Below are 16,528 nucleotides of genomic sequence, written 5' to 3'. Positions count from 1 at the left end.
TTTGCAAAAAATATGCGGCGCTGCGCCATGGGTTCACGATTCGGTAACGGCTATACCGCCCCTCCGCAAGCATCGTTTGTGATAAAGACCGGATTGCCTTGGGGAAAATCAATTCATTGTGGCGCTACGAACGCAGATTCGAGAGGCGAATGCCACGCTGTTTTCGCTTTCAATCTGCTGCTGAACGCGATATTGACTTACGTGCGCGTAAACGTAATTCGTGGGAGGAGACATGCTACCGTCCGTGCTGAAAGACAATCTGCGTCTTCCGGTCATAGCATCACCGCTATTCATCATTTCACATCCGCAGCTGACGCTAGCGCAGTGCAAGGCCGGCGTCATCGGCGCTTTCCCGGCGCTCAATGCAAGGCCCGAAAGCCAGCTCGACGAGTGGCTGGCAATGATCACCGAGGAGCTTGACGCTCACAACCGGGCCAATCCCGAGCGCCCGGCGGCGCCCTTCGCGGTCAACCAGATCGTGCACATGTCCAACCGGCGGCTGGAGCACGATCTCGGCCTTTGCGTGAAATACAAGGTGCCGGTGGTGATTTCTTCGCTTGGCGCGGTGCCGGAGGTCAATGCGGCCGTGCATTCCTATGGCGGCATCGTGCTGCATGACGTCATCAACGACCGCCATGCCCGCTCCGCCATTCGCAAGGGCGCGGATGGGCTCATCGCGGTGGCGACGGGTGCCGGCGGACATGCTGGCACGCTTTCGCCCTTCGCCCTCGTGCAGGAAATCCGCGAATGGTTCGACGGCCCGCTGCTGCTGGCCGGCGCCATCGCCAATGGCGGCTCCATTCTCGCGGCGCAGGCTATGGGCGCGGATATGGCCTATATCGGCTCCCCCTTCATCGCCACCGAGGAAGCGCGCGCTTCCGAAGGCTACAAGCAGGCGATTGTGGACGCGCAGGCCAAGGATATCGTCTATTCGAACTATTTCACGGGCGTACACGGAAACTACCTGAAAAGCTCGATCGTCGCCTCCGGCATGGACCCCGACAATCTGCCCGAAGCCGATCCTTCGAAAATGGACTTCGAAACGGTCTCCGGCGGCGCCAAGGCCTGGAAAGACATATGGGGCGCGGGGCAAGGCATCGGCGCCGTCAAGGCGGTGGAACCGGTGGCGGCGCTCGTCGATCGCCTGGCAAATGAATATGAAACGGCCAAAAAGCGCATCTGCGGGAAAGGCTGAAGTCTCCGGCAAACAATGGACAGGCAAAGCTTTTTGCGGAAATTTCAAAACCAGCACATTCAAGGCTTGAAATCCGTCAACATTGCCTGTATCAGCCCGCCATGAAGCTGATCCGCAACAAACGGGTCACAATCGGGCCGCTTTAGCTCAGTTGGTAGAGCACGTCATTCGTAATGACGGGGTCACGTGTTCGAGTCACGTAAGCGGCACCATTTTTCCCAAATCCCAATCAACTTCAAAATTGCCAATCATTGCCTTGGGCGGCCTTATGGAGCGTCGTCGCAACGCGATGGCCCTCGATATGACATCTCTATCTTGCCGCTGAATTGAGCCGCCGCTTGCCTGTTCAGGTCCGGTTAAGAGCGCTTACCTCAGGGTATTCGCCAATGGAACCGCGGACTTCATCACGCGTTTGAGTCCGTTATTGGGAGCAGAAATCATGAAGCTATTGAGCGCAGCAATTTGTCTGGTGTCGCTAGGCGTTCTGACCGGATGCGTCGATGATCCCGGCTATCGCACGGGGGGCTACTATACGACCGGTGTGTACTATCGGTCCTATGACCGCGACCGTTACTACCGGGATTACGACCGCCGTTACTGGGGAGAACGAAGAGAGTGGCGGGATCGACGCGACAGGGACCGGGGCCAGGACCGGAGCGTAAGCGAATGGCGCAATCGGCCACAGCCGCCACAGCCCCGGACGGAGCCTAGCAGCGGAGGTCGCCGCGATGTACGCAATGCACCGGTCATATTGCCGAATGGTCGGGCAATTTATCCGGACTGACCGAAGCGATCGGCTTTCTCAGCCCTATCACAGATTCTGATAGTCTGTGTTTTCCCTTGTATTATCAAGGCGGCGGTGCTTTTGCGGCTACGGCGAACTCACCGCCCAGGCTTTTGCGGCCTCCGAAAATTAAACCCGACGCCTGTTAGTCACCGTAAAAGACGGTCACTTGAAACCAAACCGCCCACCACACGTTCTCCGGCAGTCATAAACAACTGGAAAGCCTGTCATCGTGGACGTCATTCGTATCCTGATCGCCATCATCCTTCCGCCCGTCGGTGTGTTTCTTCAGGTCGGGCTCGGCCTGCATTTCTGGCTGAATATTCTCCTGACGCTGTGCGGTTATGTTCCCGGCATTATCCACGCGATCTGGGTGATACTGCGGAGGTGACATGCTCTCACCGGCGATGGGACGTCCGCAACATTTTAGTACGTTATTAAATTCTCATTGGCTGCTGGAACCTCGTCTTCTCCCTCACGTTATGGTGATGACACCAGCCAAGGAGAAAATCATGAACCAGATCATCTACATCGTCGGCCTCGTCGTCATCGTTCTGGCGATCCTGTCGTTTTTCGGCTTCCGCTGATCCCCGTTGTCAATTCGATCGCTTGCGCATATCCTAAGCAGCAGTGACACACGACTGCGTTCATGGGTTGCTTCGCTGTCGGGTGTATTTCGGGATCGCGTTGCTCTGGGAGGTGCACGATGAAGAACGAGAGATGGACAGAGCCTGTCGAGGTCAATCTCGAGGCGAATGGCAAGAGTGTCATCGCCGGCCCCTTCGAAGCGTTGACATTATTGACCGAAGGCTGGCCCAAAATTGGCGGATTGAGCTTCGTGAGAGCGAGAAGCGCCTGCCGTGCCGCCCTTGACGGACGTAAATCGCCCGAAGAAGCACGCAAGTGCTTCACCGACGCGGTTTCCGAGATGCAGAAAAACCCGCATTGACGCACCCAAAAGAAAACGGCTCCTGAAAAGGAGCCGTTCTTTTATTTGCGACGCTTTCGGTGATCAAACAGCCGGAAGCGCTTTTTCCCTGGGCCTTACATCCAATAGGGTGCGACGCCGTAATAATCATAGACCTTGCGGTCCTTGGCGTTCAGCAGGTCGTTATCATCGAGATTGGCGAAATGCGGCGCATTTTCGATCTCTTCCTTGGTGAGATCGATGCGGTAGCCGTCGAGTTCTTCGTCGTAATGCAGCTTTTCCCAGGGCAGCGGATAATAGTCGTCGCCGATGCCGAGGAAGCCGCCAAAGCTCAACACCGCATAGGCCACGCGCCCGCCGCGCTTTTCCAGAATGATGCGCTGGATCGAGCCGATATGCTTGCTGTCGGCGCCGTAAACACGGGTGCCTTCCACCTTGTCGCTGGCGATCAGGCTCGGCGTATCCTTGACATAGGGGTCCTGTCCGGCGCGGGGTTCCTGATGCATCATGTGCCTTTCCTCCTTGATTTTCCTCGTTTGTGTCACGTCTGGTAAACCCCTCGACGGACAATTCGTTCCGCGGCGTTTCAGGCGCTTCGGCGGGAATTTTTTTGAAGGAGAATGGAACGAAAACGCGTCTTTATTGGCGGATTTTCTGCCAGACGGAGGGAGAAACACCCACCATCTTGCGAAAGACGCGGGAGAAATGCGCCTGATCCGAAAACCCGGCGGCAATGGCGATGTCGGTCAGCGCCATGTCGGTCCGCATCATCAGTTCCTTGACGCGATCGATGCGCGCCTGCATCTGCCATTGGTGGGGCGGCACGCCGGTGGAGGCCTTGAAGGCGTGGCTGAAATGCGATTGCGACAGGTTGGTGAGTTCCGCCAGCTCCTCCAGCCGGATCGACCGCAGGCAATGTTCGCGGATGTAATCCGTCGCCGCCCTCAACTGCCAGGCGGCGAGCTTGCTGCGTTTTTTGACCGGCTCCCGTTTCACTTTCAGGAAATCCGTCAATAGCGCCAGCACGAGGCTTTCGCCATAAAGGTCATGCAGCGGATCGGGATTATCGCATTCGGCGGCAATCAGTCGCGCCAGCGCCAGCAGGCGCTCATCCTCGAACATCAGATGCGGATCGAGCAGGCTGTGCGGATCGAAGCCCTGCACCAGCCGGGCACCCAGCAATCCCGCATCGAAATGCAGATCGAGGTGGCGCACGAAGGAGACGTTGCTCAGTTCGGCATGCACATCCAGATCGGCGGGCACGAAGGAAATACGGTTCGCCTTGGACGAGCCGTAATTGTCGCGGCGGCAGCGGTTCATCATGAACCGGCCGTCATCCGTCCCGTCCATATCCAGCAGGAAAACGAAGCGCGGATCCTTGCCGACATAACGGCCGCCCGCCTTCGGGGCGCAACGCACATCCCAGAGATCGGCGACGATGCCGTTCCACACCCGCGAGCGCGGCCCGCCAATGACGGCAAAGCCCTCGATCTCATTTTCCATCCGCACGCGGAAAGCCATGGCCTCTCGATCCCGCAGGGCGCCATGGCGCCACTATAAACATGATAAATCTATTCATGTTTATAGTGGCAAACTGCTTTCCCCGCAACTGCCGGCCTTCGGCCAGGCCTTACCACTTCTTGGAAAGCTTGAAGGTGATTGTGCGGCTATCGCCCCAGCCGCAGACGGAGACGCCGGCGCAGCTCTTCACATATTCCTTGTCGAAGACATTGGCGACGTTGATCGATGCGGTCCAGTCGTTCTTCTCGTAGCGGATTGCGGCGTCGAAGACGGCGGCATCCGGAACGCGCAGCGTATTTGCCTCATCCGCCCAGGACTTGCCCTGATACCGTACGCCGCCGCCGAGGCTGAGGCCTTCCAGCGCGTCCGTGGTAAAGGCATAGTCCAGCCACAGCGAGGCGGTGTGGGCGGGCACGATCCATGGCGATTTGCCGATAAGGTTCGGATTGGCGTCGCGGGTAATCTCCAGATCCGTATAGGAATAGGAGGCGAGCGCCTTCCAGTTCTCGCTGAGATTGGCCTTGGCCTCCAGCTCGAAGCCGGTGGATTCCACCTGCCCGAACTGACCGCTCGTGGTCACGCCGCCGGCCGTATAGGAAACGATGGCATTGTCCTTGACCAGCTTGAAGACCGAGGCGGTGACACTGCCGTCGAAGAAGGTCGGCTCATATTTGATACCGGCCTCGAACTGGTGTCCCTCTTCCGGCGAAGCGGGAGTACCATCCGCAAGCGTATCGATAAGCGGATTGAAGAAAGTGGCGGCCGATACATAGGGTGTCAGGCCATTGTCGAATTCATAGGCGAGACCGGCGCGGCCGCTCAGCGCATCGTCATTCGAGCGGCGGGAGAGGCCCGCCGGCAGCCTGTTGTTCAGTTCCGTATCCACATAGTCGTAACGGCCGTTCAGCGTGACCAGCCAGCCATCGCCGAAGCGCAGCTGGTCCTGCGCGTAGATGCCGATCTGCTGCTGGGTCACGATATTGTCGGCATAAACGAAATTCGTTCCCTGCGTCGAGCCATAGACCGGGTTGAGCGCACCGATTGCATTCGATCCGCAGCAGGCCTGCACCTGGTCCAGCCGGTAATATTTATAGTCGAGACCGAAGAGCAGCGAATGGTTGACCGCGCCGGTATCGAACTGGCCTTCGACCCGGTTATCCACGCCGAAACTGTCGACTTTCGACACGCCATCGTAACCGAAGCGGGTCAGCATATAGTCGTTGGTGGTGGCATCGAGGATCGGCTGGCCGTTTGCATCTGTATTGGCCCAGCCGCCGGCATAGGGTCCGGTTTCGTGCTTGTAGAGGTGGCCATAACGGGCGTTCTGGCTGATCTTCCAGCCATTGTCGAATTCATGGCTGACCTCGTAACCCACCATGGACTGGTAGACGCGGCCATTGTCGATATCCGGCTCGCCATAAAAGGCCTTGCGGTCGAGCTTGCCGAAGGGCGCGTCGACCACCGTGCCGACATAGGGCAGGAAACCGTTGCCGATATGAACCTGATCGAGCGCCGAGAAATAGCCGTAAAGCGTGGCACTCGTCTGCGCGTCTGGCTCGAAGGTGATCTGCGGCATGATGAAGCCGCGCAAATCCTCGGAATAATCGGTGTAATTGTCGCCGCCGGAGACCTTGCCGGTGACGCGGTATTTCCACACGCCTTCACCATCGACCTTGTCGCCGAGATCGAAGCCGAAGAAGGCATTGCCGAAATTATTGATGCCGATTTCCGTTTCGCGCACCGGCTCATCCTGCGTGCGCTTGCGGACCATCTGCACGATACCGCCGGGATTGGCGCCGCCATAAAGCACCGAGGCGGGGCCTTTCAGAACTTCCACGCGCTCCAGACCGTAGGCATCCATCTGGAAACCGCCGAAACCGTAGCTGAACAGGTTCAGACCATCCAGAAACACGCCGGTCTGGGTGGCCTGAAAACCGCGAATGTAAATCCAGTCCGTATCCGGGTCCGTGCCGAAGGGCTCCGCCGTCACACCGGGGGTATAACGCAGTACCTCGTCGATTTTCGTCACCGCGCCGCGGTCATCCATTTCCTGGCGGCCGACGACCGATACGGATTGCGGAATATCCCTGGTTTCCGTCTCGGTTTTCGAACCGGTCGCGCTTTTCTTCGCGACATAACCCCGGACCGGACCTGTCGCGTTTTCTGCGCCCTGCCCTTCAACGGTAATCTGCTGCAGAACGGTCGTGTCCTGCGCGTGGCCCATCGCTGGCGCCAGCAAAACAACGGCGGCCGTGCCCAAAGCCAGACGGCTCAAAAACATCCCATGCAAATTTTTCAAGATATGCCCCGAAACAGATCGCGGCCGATGTCCAAATTCGACAGGCCGCGGCACCTCAATTAAGCTGAGTATTTACATCAGGATTAAGGCAGGATGCTTGTCGTTTTCTGGCGGGATTTGAAGCTTATTGGCCTCTCGCACAGTTTTGCGCCCGTCATTTATCGGATAGGGCTTCGATATCAGCCCTTGCGCCGGCCGATCCTTGCAAGCTGCATGACCGGAAGCATGCCGATGACGACGATTGCCAGCGCTGCGATTGCCGCTTCCTCATAGGTGCCGCGCGCCGCTTCGCCATAAAGATGGGTAGCGAAGGTTTCGAAATTCAGCGGCCTCAACAGAAGCGTGGCGGGAAGCTCCTTGACGCAATCGACGAAGATCAGCAGCGCCGCTGCCGCAAGCGACGCCTTGGATAGCGGCAGATGAATCTGGCGGAATGTCTGCGTCGCGGATCGCCCGAGCGTTCGCGAGGCGTGATCGAAGGATTGCGGTATGCGGCTGAGGCCGGCATCCACACCGCCCGCCGCAATGGTGAGGAAACGCGCCGAATAGGCATAAATCAGCGCGGCACCGCTGCCGATGAAGATGAGGCCGGTAGAGATGCCGAACCAGTCACGCATGGTCTGGTCGACAAACCGGTCGAAGCCGCCGAGCGCGATCAGCACGCCGATGGCGATGACCGTGCCGGGGGCCGCATATCCGACCGTCGAAAGCCGGTAGGACCAGAGCGATAGACGTCCCGGTGCAAGGCGCATGGCGTAAGCAACCGCAAGGCCGAGGATAAGGGTGATAACCGTCGCCAGTCCGGCAAAGACGATGGTATTCAGAGCCTCCTCGGCAAAGCGGGCGGAGAGGCCGCTGAAACGGAACCGTTTCCATGCCTCGATGACGAGATAGCTGGCCGGCGCCACAAAGCCGATCAGGACCGGCAGGCCGCCGAGTACGAAAGCGGCCCAGCCCTTCAGGCCGTTGAGCCGCAGCGGCTCCAGTTCCCTGCTTTTCTGCGCCGAAACCGCATAACGCTGCTTGCGCCGCGCCCAGCGCTCGAGCGCCACAAGGGCGACGACGATGAACAGCATGGAGAGCGCGATCTGCGCCGCACCCGGCAGGTCTGATTTCGTGACCCAGGTGGTGTAGACGGAAACGGTGAGCGTGCGGACGCCGAGGAATTCCGATGCGCCTATATCGTTCAGCGCTTCCATCAGGGCAAGACTGACGCCGACCGCAATCGCCGGGCGCGCCAGCGGCACTGCCACCTTGAAGAAAGCTGCGCGTCTGGAAACGCCGAGCGTGCGTGCCGCTTCCAGCAGGTTGCCCGCCTGCGTCAGGAACATGGCGCGCACGGGAATATAGACATAGGGAAACAGCACGAAGCCGAGAAGGACGATGCAGCCCGTCATGGACCTTATGTCCGGCAGACGAAATTCGCGCGGACTGGAATAACCGAGCAGCCAGCGGATCGCGCCCTGCACCGGTCCGATGGGATGCAGAATATCCAGATAGGCGTAAGCGACGATATAGGTGGGCATGGCCAGCGGCAGCAGCAGCGCCCATTCCAATATTTTGCGGCCGGGAAAATCATAGGCGGTGACCAGCCAGGCGGCATAGGTTCCGACGACACCGGCCAGCAGCCCGACGCCGGCGAGAAGGATCGCCGTATCCGGAAGCGCCGTCCAGAGCACGGTCGAGCCGAGATGCGCCCACAGGCCTTCAGAACCCTGCAACGCCTGCGATACAAGCGCCAGAACCGGCACCATGGCGCCGCAGACCGCCAGCACGGAAAGGCACAGCCACCAGAAGGAGGATGAAAACCTAGCTCGGGCACGAGGTGTCAATGGCTGGATGGCGTCTGGATTCATGTGCTTCTAGAAAATACGCGGAAAGGCGCCCGCAAATGCGAACGCCTTCCACCATGTTATCGCTGATTGGCCCTTACTTGTCGAAACCGACCTTGTCGACCAGCTCGCTCGCCTGCTTGCGGTGCGAGACGATTTCCGTCAGCGGCTTGTTGTCGATCTTCAGCGTGCCGAAGGAAGCGATGATCTCGTTGAGAGCCGCACCCTGCTTGACCGGATATTCGTAGTTGGCTTCAGCGTAGATCTTCTGGGCTTCGTCGGAGACGAGATATTCAAGCAGCTTGACGGCTTCCGCCTTGTTCGGTGCATTCTTGGCCACAGCTGCGCCGCTGATATTGACCTGCGTGCCGCCATTCTTGAAGGTCGGAAGAACGACCTTGATGGCGTCGCCCCACTTCACCTGCTCCTCGCCGCCCTTGCCCGAGCGCATCAGGCCGACATAATAGGAGTTGGCGATGCCGATATCGCAAATGCCGCCAAGGATGTCCTTGGCAACGTCGCGGTCGCCGCCGCCTGCCTTGCGGGCGAGGTTTTCCTTGACGCCGGCAAGCCACTTTTCGGTGTCCGCAGCGCCGTAATGGGCGATGTAATCGGCAAAGAGCGCCGTGTTATAGGGGTGCTGGCCGGCGCGAATGCAGACCTTGCCCTTCCACTTCGCATCCGCCAGATCTTCATAGTTGAAGGAGGCGAGGTCGACATCCTTCGCCGCATAAAGAACGCGGGCGCGCATGGAGAGCGCGAACCAATGGCCCTTGGCGTCGCGAAGTTCAGCCGGGATAGCCTTGGTCAGGGTTTCGGATTCGACCGCCTGGGTGACGCCCTTTTCAGCGAGATCGACGAGGTTGCCGGCATCCACCGTCATCAGAACGTCGGCAGGCGAGCTTGCGCCCTCGCTCAGAACGCGCTCGGCAAGACCGTCCTTCAGGAACACGGTGTTGACCTTGACGCCGCTCGAGGCGGTGAAGGATTCCAGCAGCGGCTGGATCAGGCCCGGTTCGCGGGTGGTGTAGATGTTGAGTTCCGCAGCGCTGGCCGTTCCGGCTGCAAAGGCAACCGTGCTGGCAAGCAGGGCAAATCTGGTAAATTTCGTCATGTTTTGTCTCCCTCTCCGATAGCGGCAATATAGAGGGAGCAGACATCATACATGATGACCCAAATCAAGTTTTATTTCTCTGTTTTTCGCGCGGATTCGATCACCAAGAGTTGAAAATGGAGCGGAAATAAACATACAAATCCGCTCACTCAACTTGCAGTAAATATCAGCACTCCCTTGGGATCGATACCGAAGCGCACCGCCGTCGTCCGGGCGGGTGTGCGCTGCATCGTCCTGACACGCAGATCGGCCGACAGTCCAGGCACGGCTATGCCAAGCTGCTCGATCTCCCCGAGGAACACACGGCTCGATATTTCGCCGGCAATTCCTTCTTTCGCCGCACCGTCCTCGATGATCGAAATCGCATTTGGGCGAACATAGGCAACGGCAGCGAGACCGTCAGGCAGATCGGACGCATCGCCCAGAAGGCCGAGCGGCGTTTCGACGCGGCCCTGTCTTACCCGGCCTTCGATTTTGTTGAAGGCACAGAAAAAATCGGCAGCATAACGGGTTTTGGGATGATCGTGGATTTCGTAACCCGTGCCGCTCTGCACGATGCGCCCGCGCTGCATCAGAACCACACGGTCGCCTGCGGAAAGCGCCTCTTCCGGATCATGCGTCACCATGATCGCCGTCGTGCCCAGTTGCCGCAACAGGCCGAGCGTTTCCTCTCGCACGCTGTCTCGCAGTCCCCTGTCCAGATTGGAAAAGGGTTCGTCCATCAGAAGCAGGCCGGGCTGCGGGGCAAGCGCGCGGGCAAGCGCCACACGCTGCTGCTCGCCGCCCGAAAGCGTATGTGGATAACGTTTCGCCAGTTCCTGCAGGTGGACATGTTCGATCATCTCGGCGGCGCGGCGGCGGGCTTCCACCTTCGGCAAAGACCGAAGACCGAACATGACATTCTGCTCGACGGTGAGATGCGGAAACAGCGCATAATCCTGAAAGACAAAACCGATATTGCGCTTTTCCGGCTCGATGAAAACAGCGGGACCGGCAACGACAGCCCCGTTCAGCGAAACGCTGCCATGGTCCGGCGTCTCCACGCCCGCCACGATGCGCAGCAGGGTTGATTTTCCACAGCCGGAGCGTCCCACCAGACAAATGATTTCGCCGCGTTCGACGGAAAGATCGATATCGGACAGCACTTCCGTATCGCCGAATCTCTTCCCGACCGATTTCAGTTCAAGCGCTGCCCTGCCTGCCATTTCCAATCCTGCCCTGCTTTGCGAATTATGTTGATCGCTCAAATCAGGATTAAAGTCAAAAATGCCGGGCAAAAATGCTTTTCCCTTCACGAGTTGGCGAGATGTGCGGCAGCAATATTGACGTTTACGTTAGAGTTAAATAGGCTTTGCCGACGAGATGGACGTCAAGGGATTACGCGTCTATCATTCGTCACCGGGGAGCGAGAGGAGCGGTCGATCCGGTGACGCCACAGGGAGTTCCCTCAACCCGGCCGATTGAGCCGGCTGAATGCGGGAGCTTCGTGAACATCAGGCAGCCGAAAGCGCCCTTCACGCGTTTCAAGGAATGCGCGGCGCGACAAAGACTCTGGGAGGAGAAGCATGAGTGAACTGTCCCTGGGACACCCGGAAAATGTCAGCGCAGAGAAGCGCTGGCTGGCATCCTATCCGCCGGGCGTACCTTCCGAAATCCCCGCATCCGCCCATGCCTCCCTTGTCGAACTTCTCGAAAAGAGCTGTGCGCAATTTGCCGACCGCAAGGCCTTTTCCAGCATGGGAAAGTCCCTGACCTATCGGGAACTGGACGCTGAAACCCGCGCAGTCGCTGCCTGGCTGCAATCCAGAGGGCTGGAAAAAGGCGACCGGGTTGCCGTGATGATGCCGAATATCCTGCAAAATCCCGTCGCGGTATACGGGATCCTGCGGGCGGGCATGATCGTGGTCAATGTCAATCCGCTTTACACACCGCGCGAGCTGGAACATCAGCTCAAGGATTCCGGCGCAAAGGCGATCTTCGTTCTGGAAAACTTCGCCCATGTGGCCCAGCAGGCGGTGCCGAAAACCGCGGTGCGGCATGTGGTCGTCGCGGCGATGGGCGATCTCCTCGGCCTGAAGGGACATATCGTCAATCTGGTAGTTCGCAAGGTCAAGAAACTGGTGCCCGCCTACACCATCCCCGGTTCCATCAGCTTCAAGGCCATGCTGAAGGAAGGTCAGGGATTTTCGCTGAAGCCGGTCAGCCTTACGGCGCAGGACATCGCCTTCCTGCAATATACCGGCGGCACAACCGGCGTATCCAAGGGTGCGGTTCTCACCCATGCCAATCTTCTGGCCAACAAGCTTCAGATCAGCCTGTGGCTGGACGCCGCTTTCAATGGCCGAAAGGACCGCCCGGAAGTTCTCAACTTCATCTGCGCGCTGCCGCTCTGCCACATCTTCGCATTGACGGTGAATTCGCTGATGGGCATTGCGCTCGGCGGTCATAATCTGTTGATCGCCAATCCGCGCGATATTCCCGGCTTCGTAAAGGAGCTGACGCATTATCAGCCGCATATTTTCCCCGGCATCAACACGCTTTTCAACGCGCTGATGAACAATGAGGATTTCCGCAAGCTCGATCTGTCTTCACTTATTCTGGTTCTCGGCGGCGGCATGGCCGTGCAAAGGCCCGTTGCGGAGCGCTGGCTTTCCATCGTCGGTTGCCCGATTGCCGAAGGTTACGGTCTTTCCGAGACATCGCCCGTTGCAACGGTCAATCGTCTCGATTCGACGGAATTCAGTGGCACCATCGGTCTGCCGATTTCCTCGACGGAAATCGATATTCGCGACGAGGACGGTAACAGCCTGCCAACAGGCGAAGTCGGCGAGATCTGCATTCGCGGGCCGCAGGTCATGGCAGGCTATTGGCAGCGGCCGGATGAAACCGCAAAAGCCATGACCGCCGACGGCTTCTTCCGTTCCGGCGACATGGGTTTCATGGACGAGCGCGGTTACACCAAGATCGTCGACCGCAAGAAGGACATGATCCTCGTTTCCGGTTTCAACGTCTATCCGAACGAAGTAGAGGAAGTGGCCGCCAGCCATCCGGGCGTGCTGGAATGCGCCGCCATCGGTGTTCCGGACGAACATTCCGGCGAAACCGTCAAACTTTTCGTGGTCAAAAAGGACCAGTCGCTCACGGAAGCGGAGCTCAAGGCCTTCTGCGCCAAGAACCTGACGAACTACAAAAGGCCGAAAATCATCGAGTTCCGCACCGAGTTGCCGAAATCGAATGTCGGCAAAATCTTGCGGCGCGAATTGCGCAATCTGAACTGATTGTCTCGCGCAATGGGGAGAGCCGGGCGACCGGCTCTTTCTTTCATCCCGGCCCTTTTCTTTTATCAAAGTCGCCTTGATTTGGCCGCCTGAAAAAGAATAGTTTCCTCATCCTTCCACGGAAGCCGAGGAGCACAAGATGCAGGCCACCATCGAAAAACTGAAAGCAACGGCGAGCAGCACAGCCGCAACCGATCTTCGCGCCGCCTTTGCGGCCGACGACAAGAGATTCAGCCGTTTCAGCGCCAAATTCGATGACCTGCTGATGGACTATTCCAAATGCGCCGTGAATGAGGAAATCGTCACGCTTCTCGAACAGCTCGCACGCGAAGGCGGTGTCGAGGCCAAGCGCGAGGAGATGTTCTCGGGCAAGGCAATCAACTTCACCGAAGACCGCGCCGTGCTGCATACCGCGCTGCGCAACCGTTCCAATACGCCGGTTCTCGTGGACGGCAAGGATGTGATGCCCGATGTGAACGCCGTTCTTACCGCCATGGGCAAGTTTGCCGATGCGATCCGCTCCGGCTCTCTCAAGGGTGCGACCGGCAAGAAGATCACCGACGTCATCAATATCGGCATTGGCGGTTCCGATCTCGGCCCTGTCATGGCGACGCTGGCGCTCGCGCCTTTCCATGACGGCCCGCGCGCGCATTTCGTCTCGAACATCGATGCCGCCCATATCGCCGACACGCTGAAGCTCGTCGACCCGGAAACCTCGCTGTTCATCGTCGCGTCGAAGACCTTCACCACCATCGAGACGATGACGAACGCCGCCACTGCGCGCCGTTTCATCGCCGAGAAACTGGGTGAGGCAGCTGTCAAGCATCACTTCGCCGCCGTTTCCACCGCACTGGAAAAGGTTGCCGCCTTCGGCATCGAAAGCGACCGCATCTTCGGTTTCTGGGACTGGGTTGGCGGACGTTATTCGATCTGGTCGGCCATCGGCCTGCCGCTGATGATCGCCATCGGGCCAGATAATTTCGGCAAGTTCCTGGATGGTGCGCATGCCATGGACAGGCATTTCCGCGAAGCGCCGATCCGTGAAAATCTGCCGATGCTGCTCGGCCTCATCGGTTTTTATAACCGCAACGTGCTGAATTATCCAACCCGGGCGATCCTGCCCTATGACCAGCGGCTCTCGCGTTTCCCGGCCTATTTGCAGCAGCTCGACATGGAATCGAACGGCAAGGGTGTGACCATCGACGGCACGCCCGTCGAAGGCCAGTCCGGCCCGGTCGTCTGGGGCGAGCCAGGCACCAACGGCCAGCACGCCTTCTACCAGCTCATCCACCAGGGCACGAGCGTCATTCCGGCGGAATTCATGATCGCCGCCAACGGTTTCGAGCCCGAACTGCGCCACCAGCACCAGCTTCTCATCGCCAATTGCCTGGCGCAATCGGAAGCGCTGATGAAGGGCCGCACGCTCGCCGAAGCGAAAGCCCAGCTCACCTCCAAGGGCATGGAAGACAAACTCGCCGATTTCATCGCGCCGCACCGCGTCTTCACCGGCAACCGCCCCTCCATCACCTTCGTCTACGACAAGCTGACGCCGTTCGCGCTCGGTCGCCTGATCGCGCTCTACGAGCACCGCGTTTTCGTCGAAGGCGTGCTGTTCCGCATCAACTCCTTCGACCAGTGGGGCGTGGAGCTTGGCAAGGAACTGGCGACAGGCCTGCTTCCCGTCGTGGAAGGCAAGGAAAGTGCAGCCGGCCATGACAGCTCCACCCAGGGTCTGGTGAAGGCGCTGTCGGGACTGGCGGGCTAAGGGGCGTTACGACCGTTATCTAAAAAGCCGGAGACACCTCCGGCTTTTTTATTGTGGTGGCTCAAATATAAAGCGCCGCCATCTTGCGCCACGCGCCCGCCCGGTGGGCGCGGCCATCCCAGACATGCATCTGGTGCCCCACCTGCTTGTCCGACAGAACCCGGCTCAGATGATGGTTGTTGTCCAGAAACGGATCGGCATCGCCGATGGTGAAGACCATGTCGATGCGGCGCAGGCTATCGAGTCGCCATGGGCAGTCTAGGCCCGGCAGGAAATGGCTCGGCATGTGGAAATAGACATCGTCGTCGTAATAACCATCGAACAGATCGCCGAAGGATTCCACCTTCATCGTCAGATCATAACGGCCGGAAAAGGCGACGAGCTTGCGAAAAAGATGCGGGTGGCGGAAGACGAGGCTGGCGGCCTGAAACGCACCCAGGCTGCAACCCTGCACGATCGTATCGCTATTCGGGTTTTTCTCGGCCATCAACGGCAGCACTTCGTTCAGAATATAGTCTTCGAAGGCGGCATGACGGCGAATGCGATCGGCGGGATGATGCCAGGCCGCGTAGAAGGTCTCTCTGGCAAGCCCCTCTATGCAATAGAGCTGAAGGTGGCCCGCCTCCAGCTTGTCGGCCAGACTGCCGACAAGACCAAGTTCCTCATATTCGAAGAAACGCCCGTCGCGGGTGGGAAACATCAGCACCTTGGCGCCGGAATGTCCGAATATTAGCAGCTCCATGTCGCGATGGAGCCTTTGACTATACCAACGGAGATATTCGCGTTTCATGGCACCTTGAAAAACCGTCTGACCTTGTCCTTATGGACCGCATCTTGCGATGCGCTGTCAGGGTAATCGAAATGCCCGGCGTCGAGGATGAATATTTCATTAAATTTTGATTTTGGCAGCGCATTGGCCACCGCGAACTGGCAGGGCGGCGCGACCGCCGGGTCGAAAAGCGCGGGCGCAACCAACATCGGCACTTTTATACGGGTGGCGGCACAGGCGGCGTCGAACAGGCGCAGCGTCTCAAGCAGGTTGGCATGGGTCTTCTGATAGGTTTGAACCGCATCCGCGCTGCCGACGGTGGGCAGCGTCAGCCAGAACGGCCGGTGTCCGAATGTCGGCACGACAAGATGGCCGCGGTCTATACGCTCGTCGAAAGGGATGGCCAGGGCACCGATACCGCCGCCGAAACTGATGCCGCTATAACCCACCTGCCCTTCCAGCCACGGATAAAGGCTGATGAGCGTGGAAACGGCAACCCACAGATCGTCGACGCAGCCGCCGATGATGTAATCGTCTTTCCTGTCGATATTATAGAGAACATGAAGCGCCGGGTCGGACGAAATCGGCGGACAGGCGCTCAGCGACAGCCCGCGAAAGCACGGAAACAGCACGGCCGTTTCTTCCACCGGCACGTCGAAATCGGGCTCCCCTCGCCCGCCATAACCATGGCCCACAACGAGGCCGCGACGCACCTGCCCTTCGCGCGGCAAAAGCAGCCACCCGCCGATGCGAAAACCGCCGGTGGAGGTGTAGGTCATATCGAGGACATGCCAGCGGGGGTCACTGAGCCTGCTCTTGCGCAGCACCGGCCGGGGATCCGTGGCGAGCGCGCGGCGATAGCGCTTTTTCCAGAAATCATCGAAGCCTGGCGGCGCTTCGGGCGGGGTGATGGCCAGCAGCTGCTCGCGCTGCATGCCATAGGTCGGGTCGAAATCGAAAGGATGGGACTTGGGAACGCTCATGCGATGCATGTTTCGTGAAAAAACAGCGGACACAAGCTTCATAATATCGAAATAACGGTT

The 16,528-nt window shown here is 58.9% G+C and carries 13 protein-coding genes and 1 tRNA gene; 6 read left to right on the top strand and 8 right to left on the bottom strand.

The features are described from left to right. Positions 1–232: 232 nt before the first annotated feature. The 4 genes from ACQZ5N_RS24775 (at position 233) to ACQZ5N_RS24760 (ending at position 2,928) form a co-directional block, all read left to right on the top strand. On the top strand, positions 233–1,195 hold the full coding sequence (locus tag ACQZ5N_RS24775) for an NAD(P)H-dependent flavin oxidoreductase (protein ID WP_020811427.1): 963 nt from the start codon (positions 233–235) through the stop codon (positions 1,193–1,195). A 136-nt stretch (positions 1,196–1,331) separates the two neighbouring features. Beyond that, positions 1,332–1,407, top strand: a tRNA-Thr gene (locus tag ACQZ5N_RS24770). Positions 1,408–2,211: 804 nt separating this feature from the next. Continuing rightward, positions 2,212–2,370, top strand: coding sequence for a YqaE/Pmp3 family membrane protein (locus tag ACQZ5N_RS24765; protein ID WP_020811433.1), 159 nt, complete (start codon positions 2,212–2,214; stop codon positions 2,368–2,370). 315 nt (positions 2,371–2,685) lie between these two features. Further along, entirely contained in the window at positions 2,686–2,928 is a 243-nt protein-coding gene (locus ACQZ5N_RS24760; RefSeq protein WP_003519998.1) for a DUF982 domain-containing protein, read from the top strand. 95 nt (positions 2,929–3,023) lie between these two features. Here ACQZ5N_RS24760 and ACQZ5N_RS24755 read toward each other — a convergent pair whose 3' ends face one another. The 6 genes from ACQZ5N_RS24755 to ACQZ5N_RS24730 form a co-directional block, all read right to left on the bottom strand. Then, positions 3,024–3,416: a PRC-barrel domain-containing protein gene (locus ACQZ5N_RS24755; protein ID WP_020810556.1), complete on the bottom strand. Its 393-nt coding sequence runs from the start codon at positions 3,414–3,416 to the stop codon at positions 3,024–3,026. A gap of 130 nt (positions 3,417–3,546) precedes the next feature. After that, positions 3,547–4,428 carry a helix-turn-helix transcriptional regulator gene (locus tag ACQZ5N_RS24750; RefSeq protein ID WP_020810555.1) on the bottom strand — a complete coding sequence of 294 codons (882 nt, stop codon included), beginning with the start codon at positions 4,426–4,428 and terminating at the stop codon, positions 3,547–3,549. A gap of 109 nt (positions 4,429–4,537) precedes the next feature. Continuing rightward, positions 4,538–6,727 (bottom strand): TonB-dependent siderophore receptor, encoded by a 2,190-nt coding sequence (locus tag ACQZ5N_RS24745; protein WP_137452421.1) that lies wholly within the window; start codon positions 6,725–6,727, stop codon positions 4,538–4,540. Positions 6,728–6,906: 179 nt separating this feature from the next. Next, positions 6,907–8,583 carry an ABC transporter permease gene (locus ACQZ5N_RS24740; protein ID WP_448734405.1) on the bottom strand — a complete coding sequence of 559 codons (1,677 nt, stop codon included), beginning with the start codon at positions 8,581–8,583 and terminating at the stop codon, positions 6,907–6,909. A gap of 73 nt (positions 8,584–8,656) precedes the next feature. Beyond that, complete coding sequence (locus tag ACQZ5N_RS24735) at positions 8,657–9,673, bottom strand: extracellular solute-binding protein (protein ID WP_003503602.1); 1,017 nt, start codon at positions 9,671–9,673, stop codon at positions 8,657–8,659. 149 nt (positions 9,674–9,822) lie between these two features. Further along, positions 9,823–10,878 carry an ABC transporter ATP-binding protein gene (locus ACQZ5N_RS24730; protein WP_065654544.1) on the bottom strand — a complete coding sequence of 352 codons (1,056 nt, stop codon included), beginning with the start codon at positions 10,876–10,878 and terminating at the stop codon, positions 9,823–9,825. A gap of 360 nt (positions 10,879–11,238) precedes the next feature. Here ACQZ5N_RS24730 and ACQZ5N_RS24725 point away from each other — a divergent pair, with 360 nt between their 5' ends. Continuing rightward, positions 11,239–12,951, top strand: a complete 1,713-nt coding sequence (locus tag ACQZ5N_RS24725; RefSeq protein ID WP_059759415.1) for a long-chain fatty acid--CoA ligase — start codon at positions 11,239–11,241, stop codon at positions 12,949–12,951. Positions 12,952–13,090: 139 nt separating this feature from the next. After that, entirely contained in the window at positions 13,091–14,716 is a 1,626-nt protein-coding gene (gene pgi / locus ACQZ5N_RS24720; protein ID WP_196378071.1) for a glucose-6-phosphate isomerase, read from the top strand. Between the two features lie 61 nt (positions 14,717–14,777). Here pgi and ACQZ5N_RS24715 read toward each other — a convergent pair whose 3' ends face one another. Both ACQZ5N_RS24715 and ACQZ5N_RS24710 read right to left on the bottom strand, forming a co-directional pair. Then, entirely contained in the window at positions 14,778–15,506 is a 729-nt protein-coding gene (locus ACQZ5N_RS24715) for an esterase family protein (RefSeq protein ID WP_448734404.1), read from the bottom strand. Next, the gene (locus ACQZ5N_RS24710) at positions 15,503–16,468 is read right to left on the bottom strand and encodes an acetylxylan esterase (RefSeq protein WP_035219842.1); all 966 of its coding nucleotides are present in this window, start codon (positions 16,466–16,468) and stop codon (positions 15,503–15,505) included. Before ACQZ5N_RS24710 ends, ACQZ5N_RS24715 begins: the two co-directional genes overlap by 4 nt. Between the last annotated feature and the right edge of the window lie 60 nt (positions 16,469–16,528).

This window comes from Agrobacterium sp. 22-221-1 (assembly GCF_053522445.1).
Note: the sequence above shows the minus strand (reverse complement) of the source record. Positions and strands in the feature narration are given on the sequence as shown.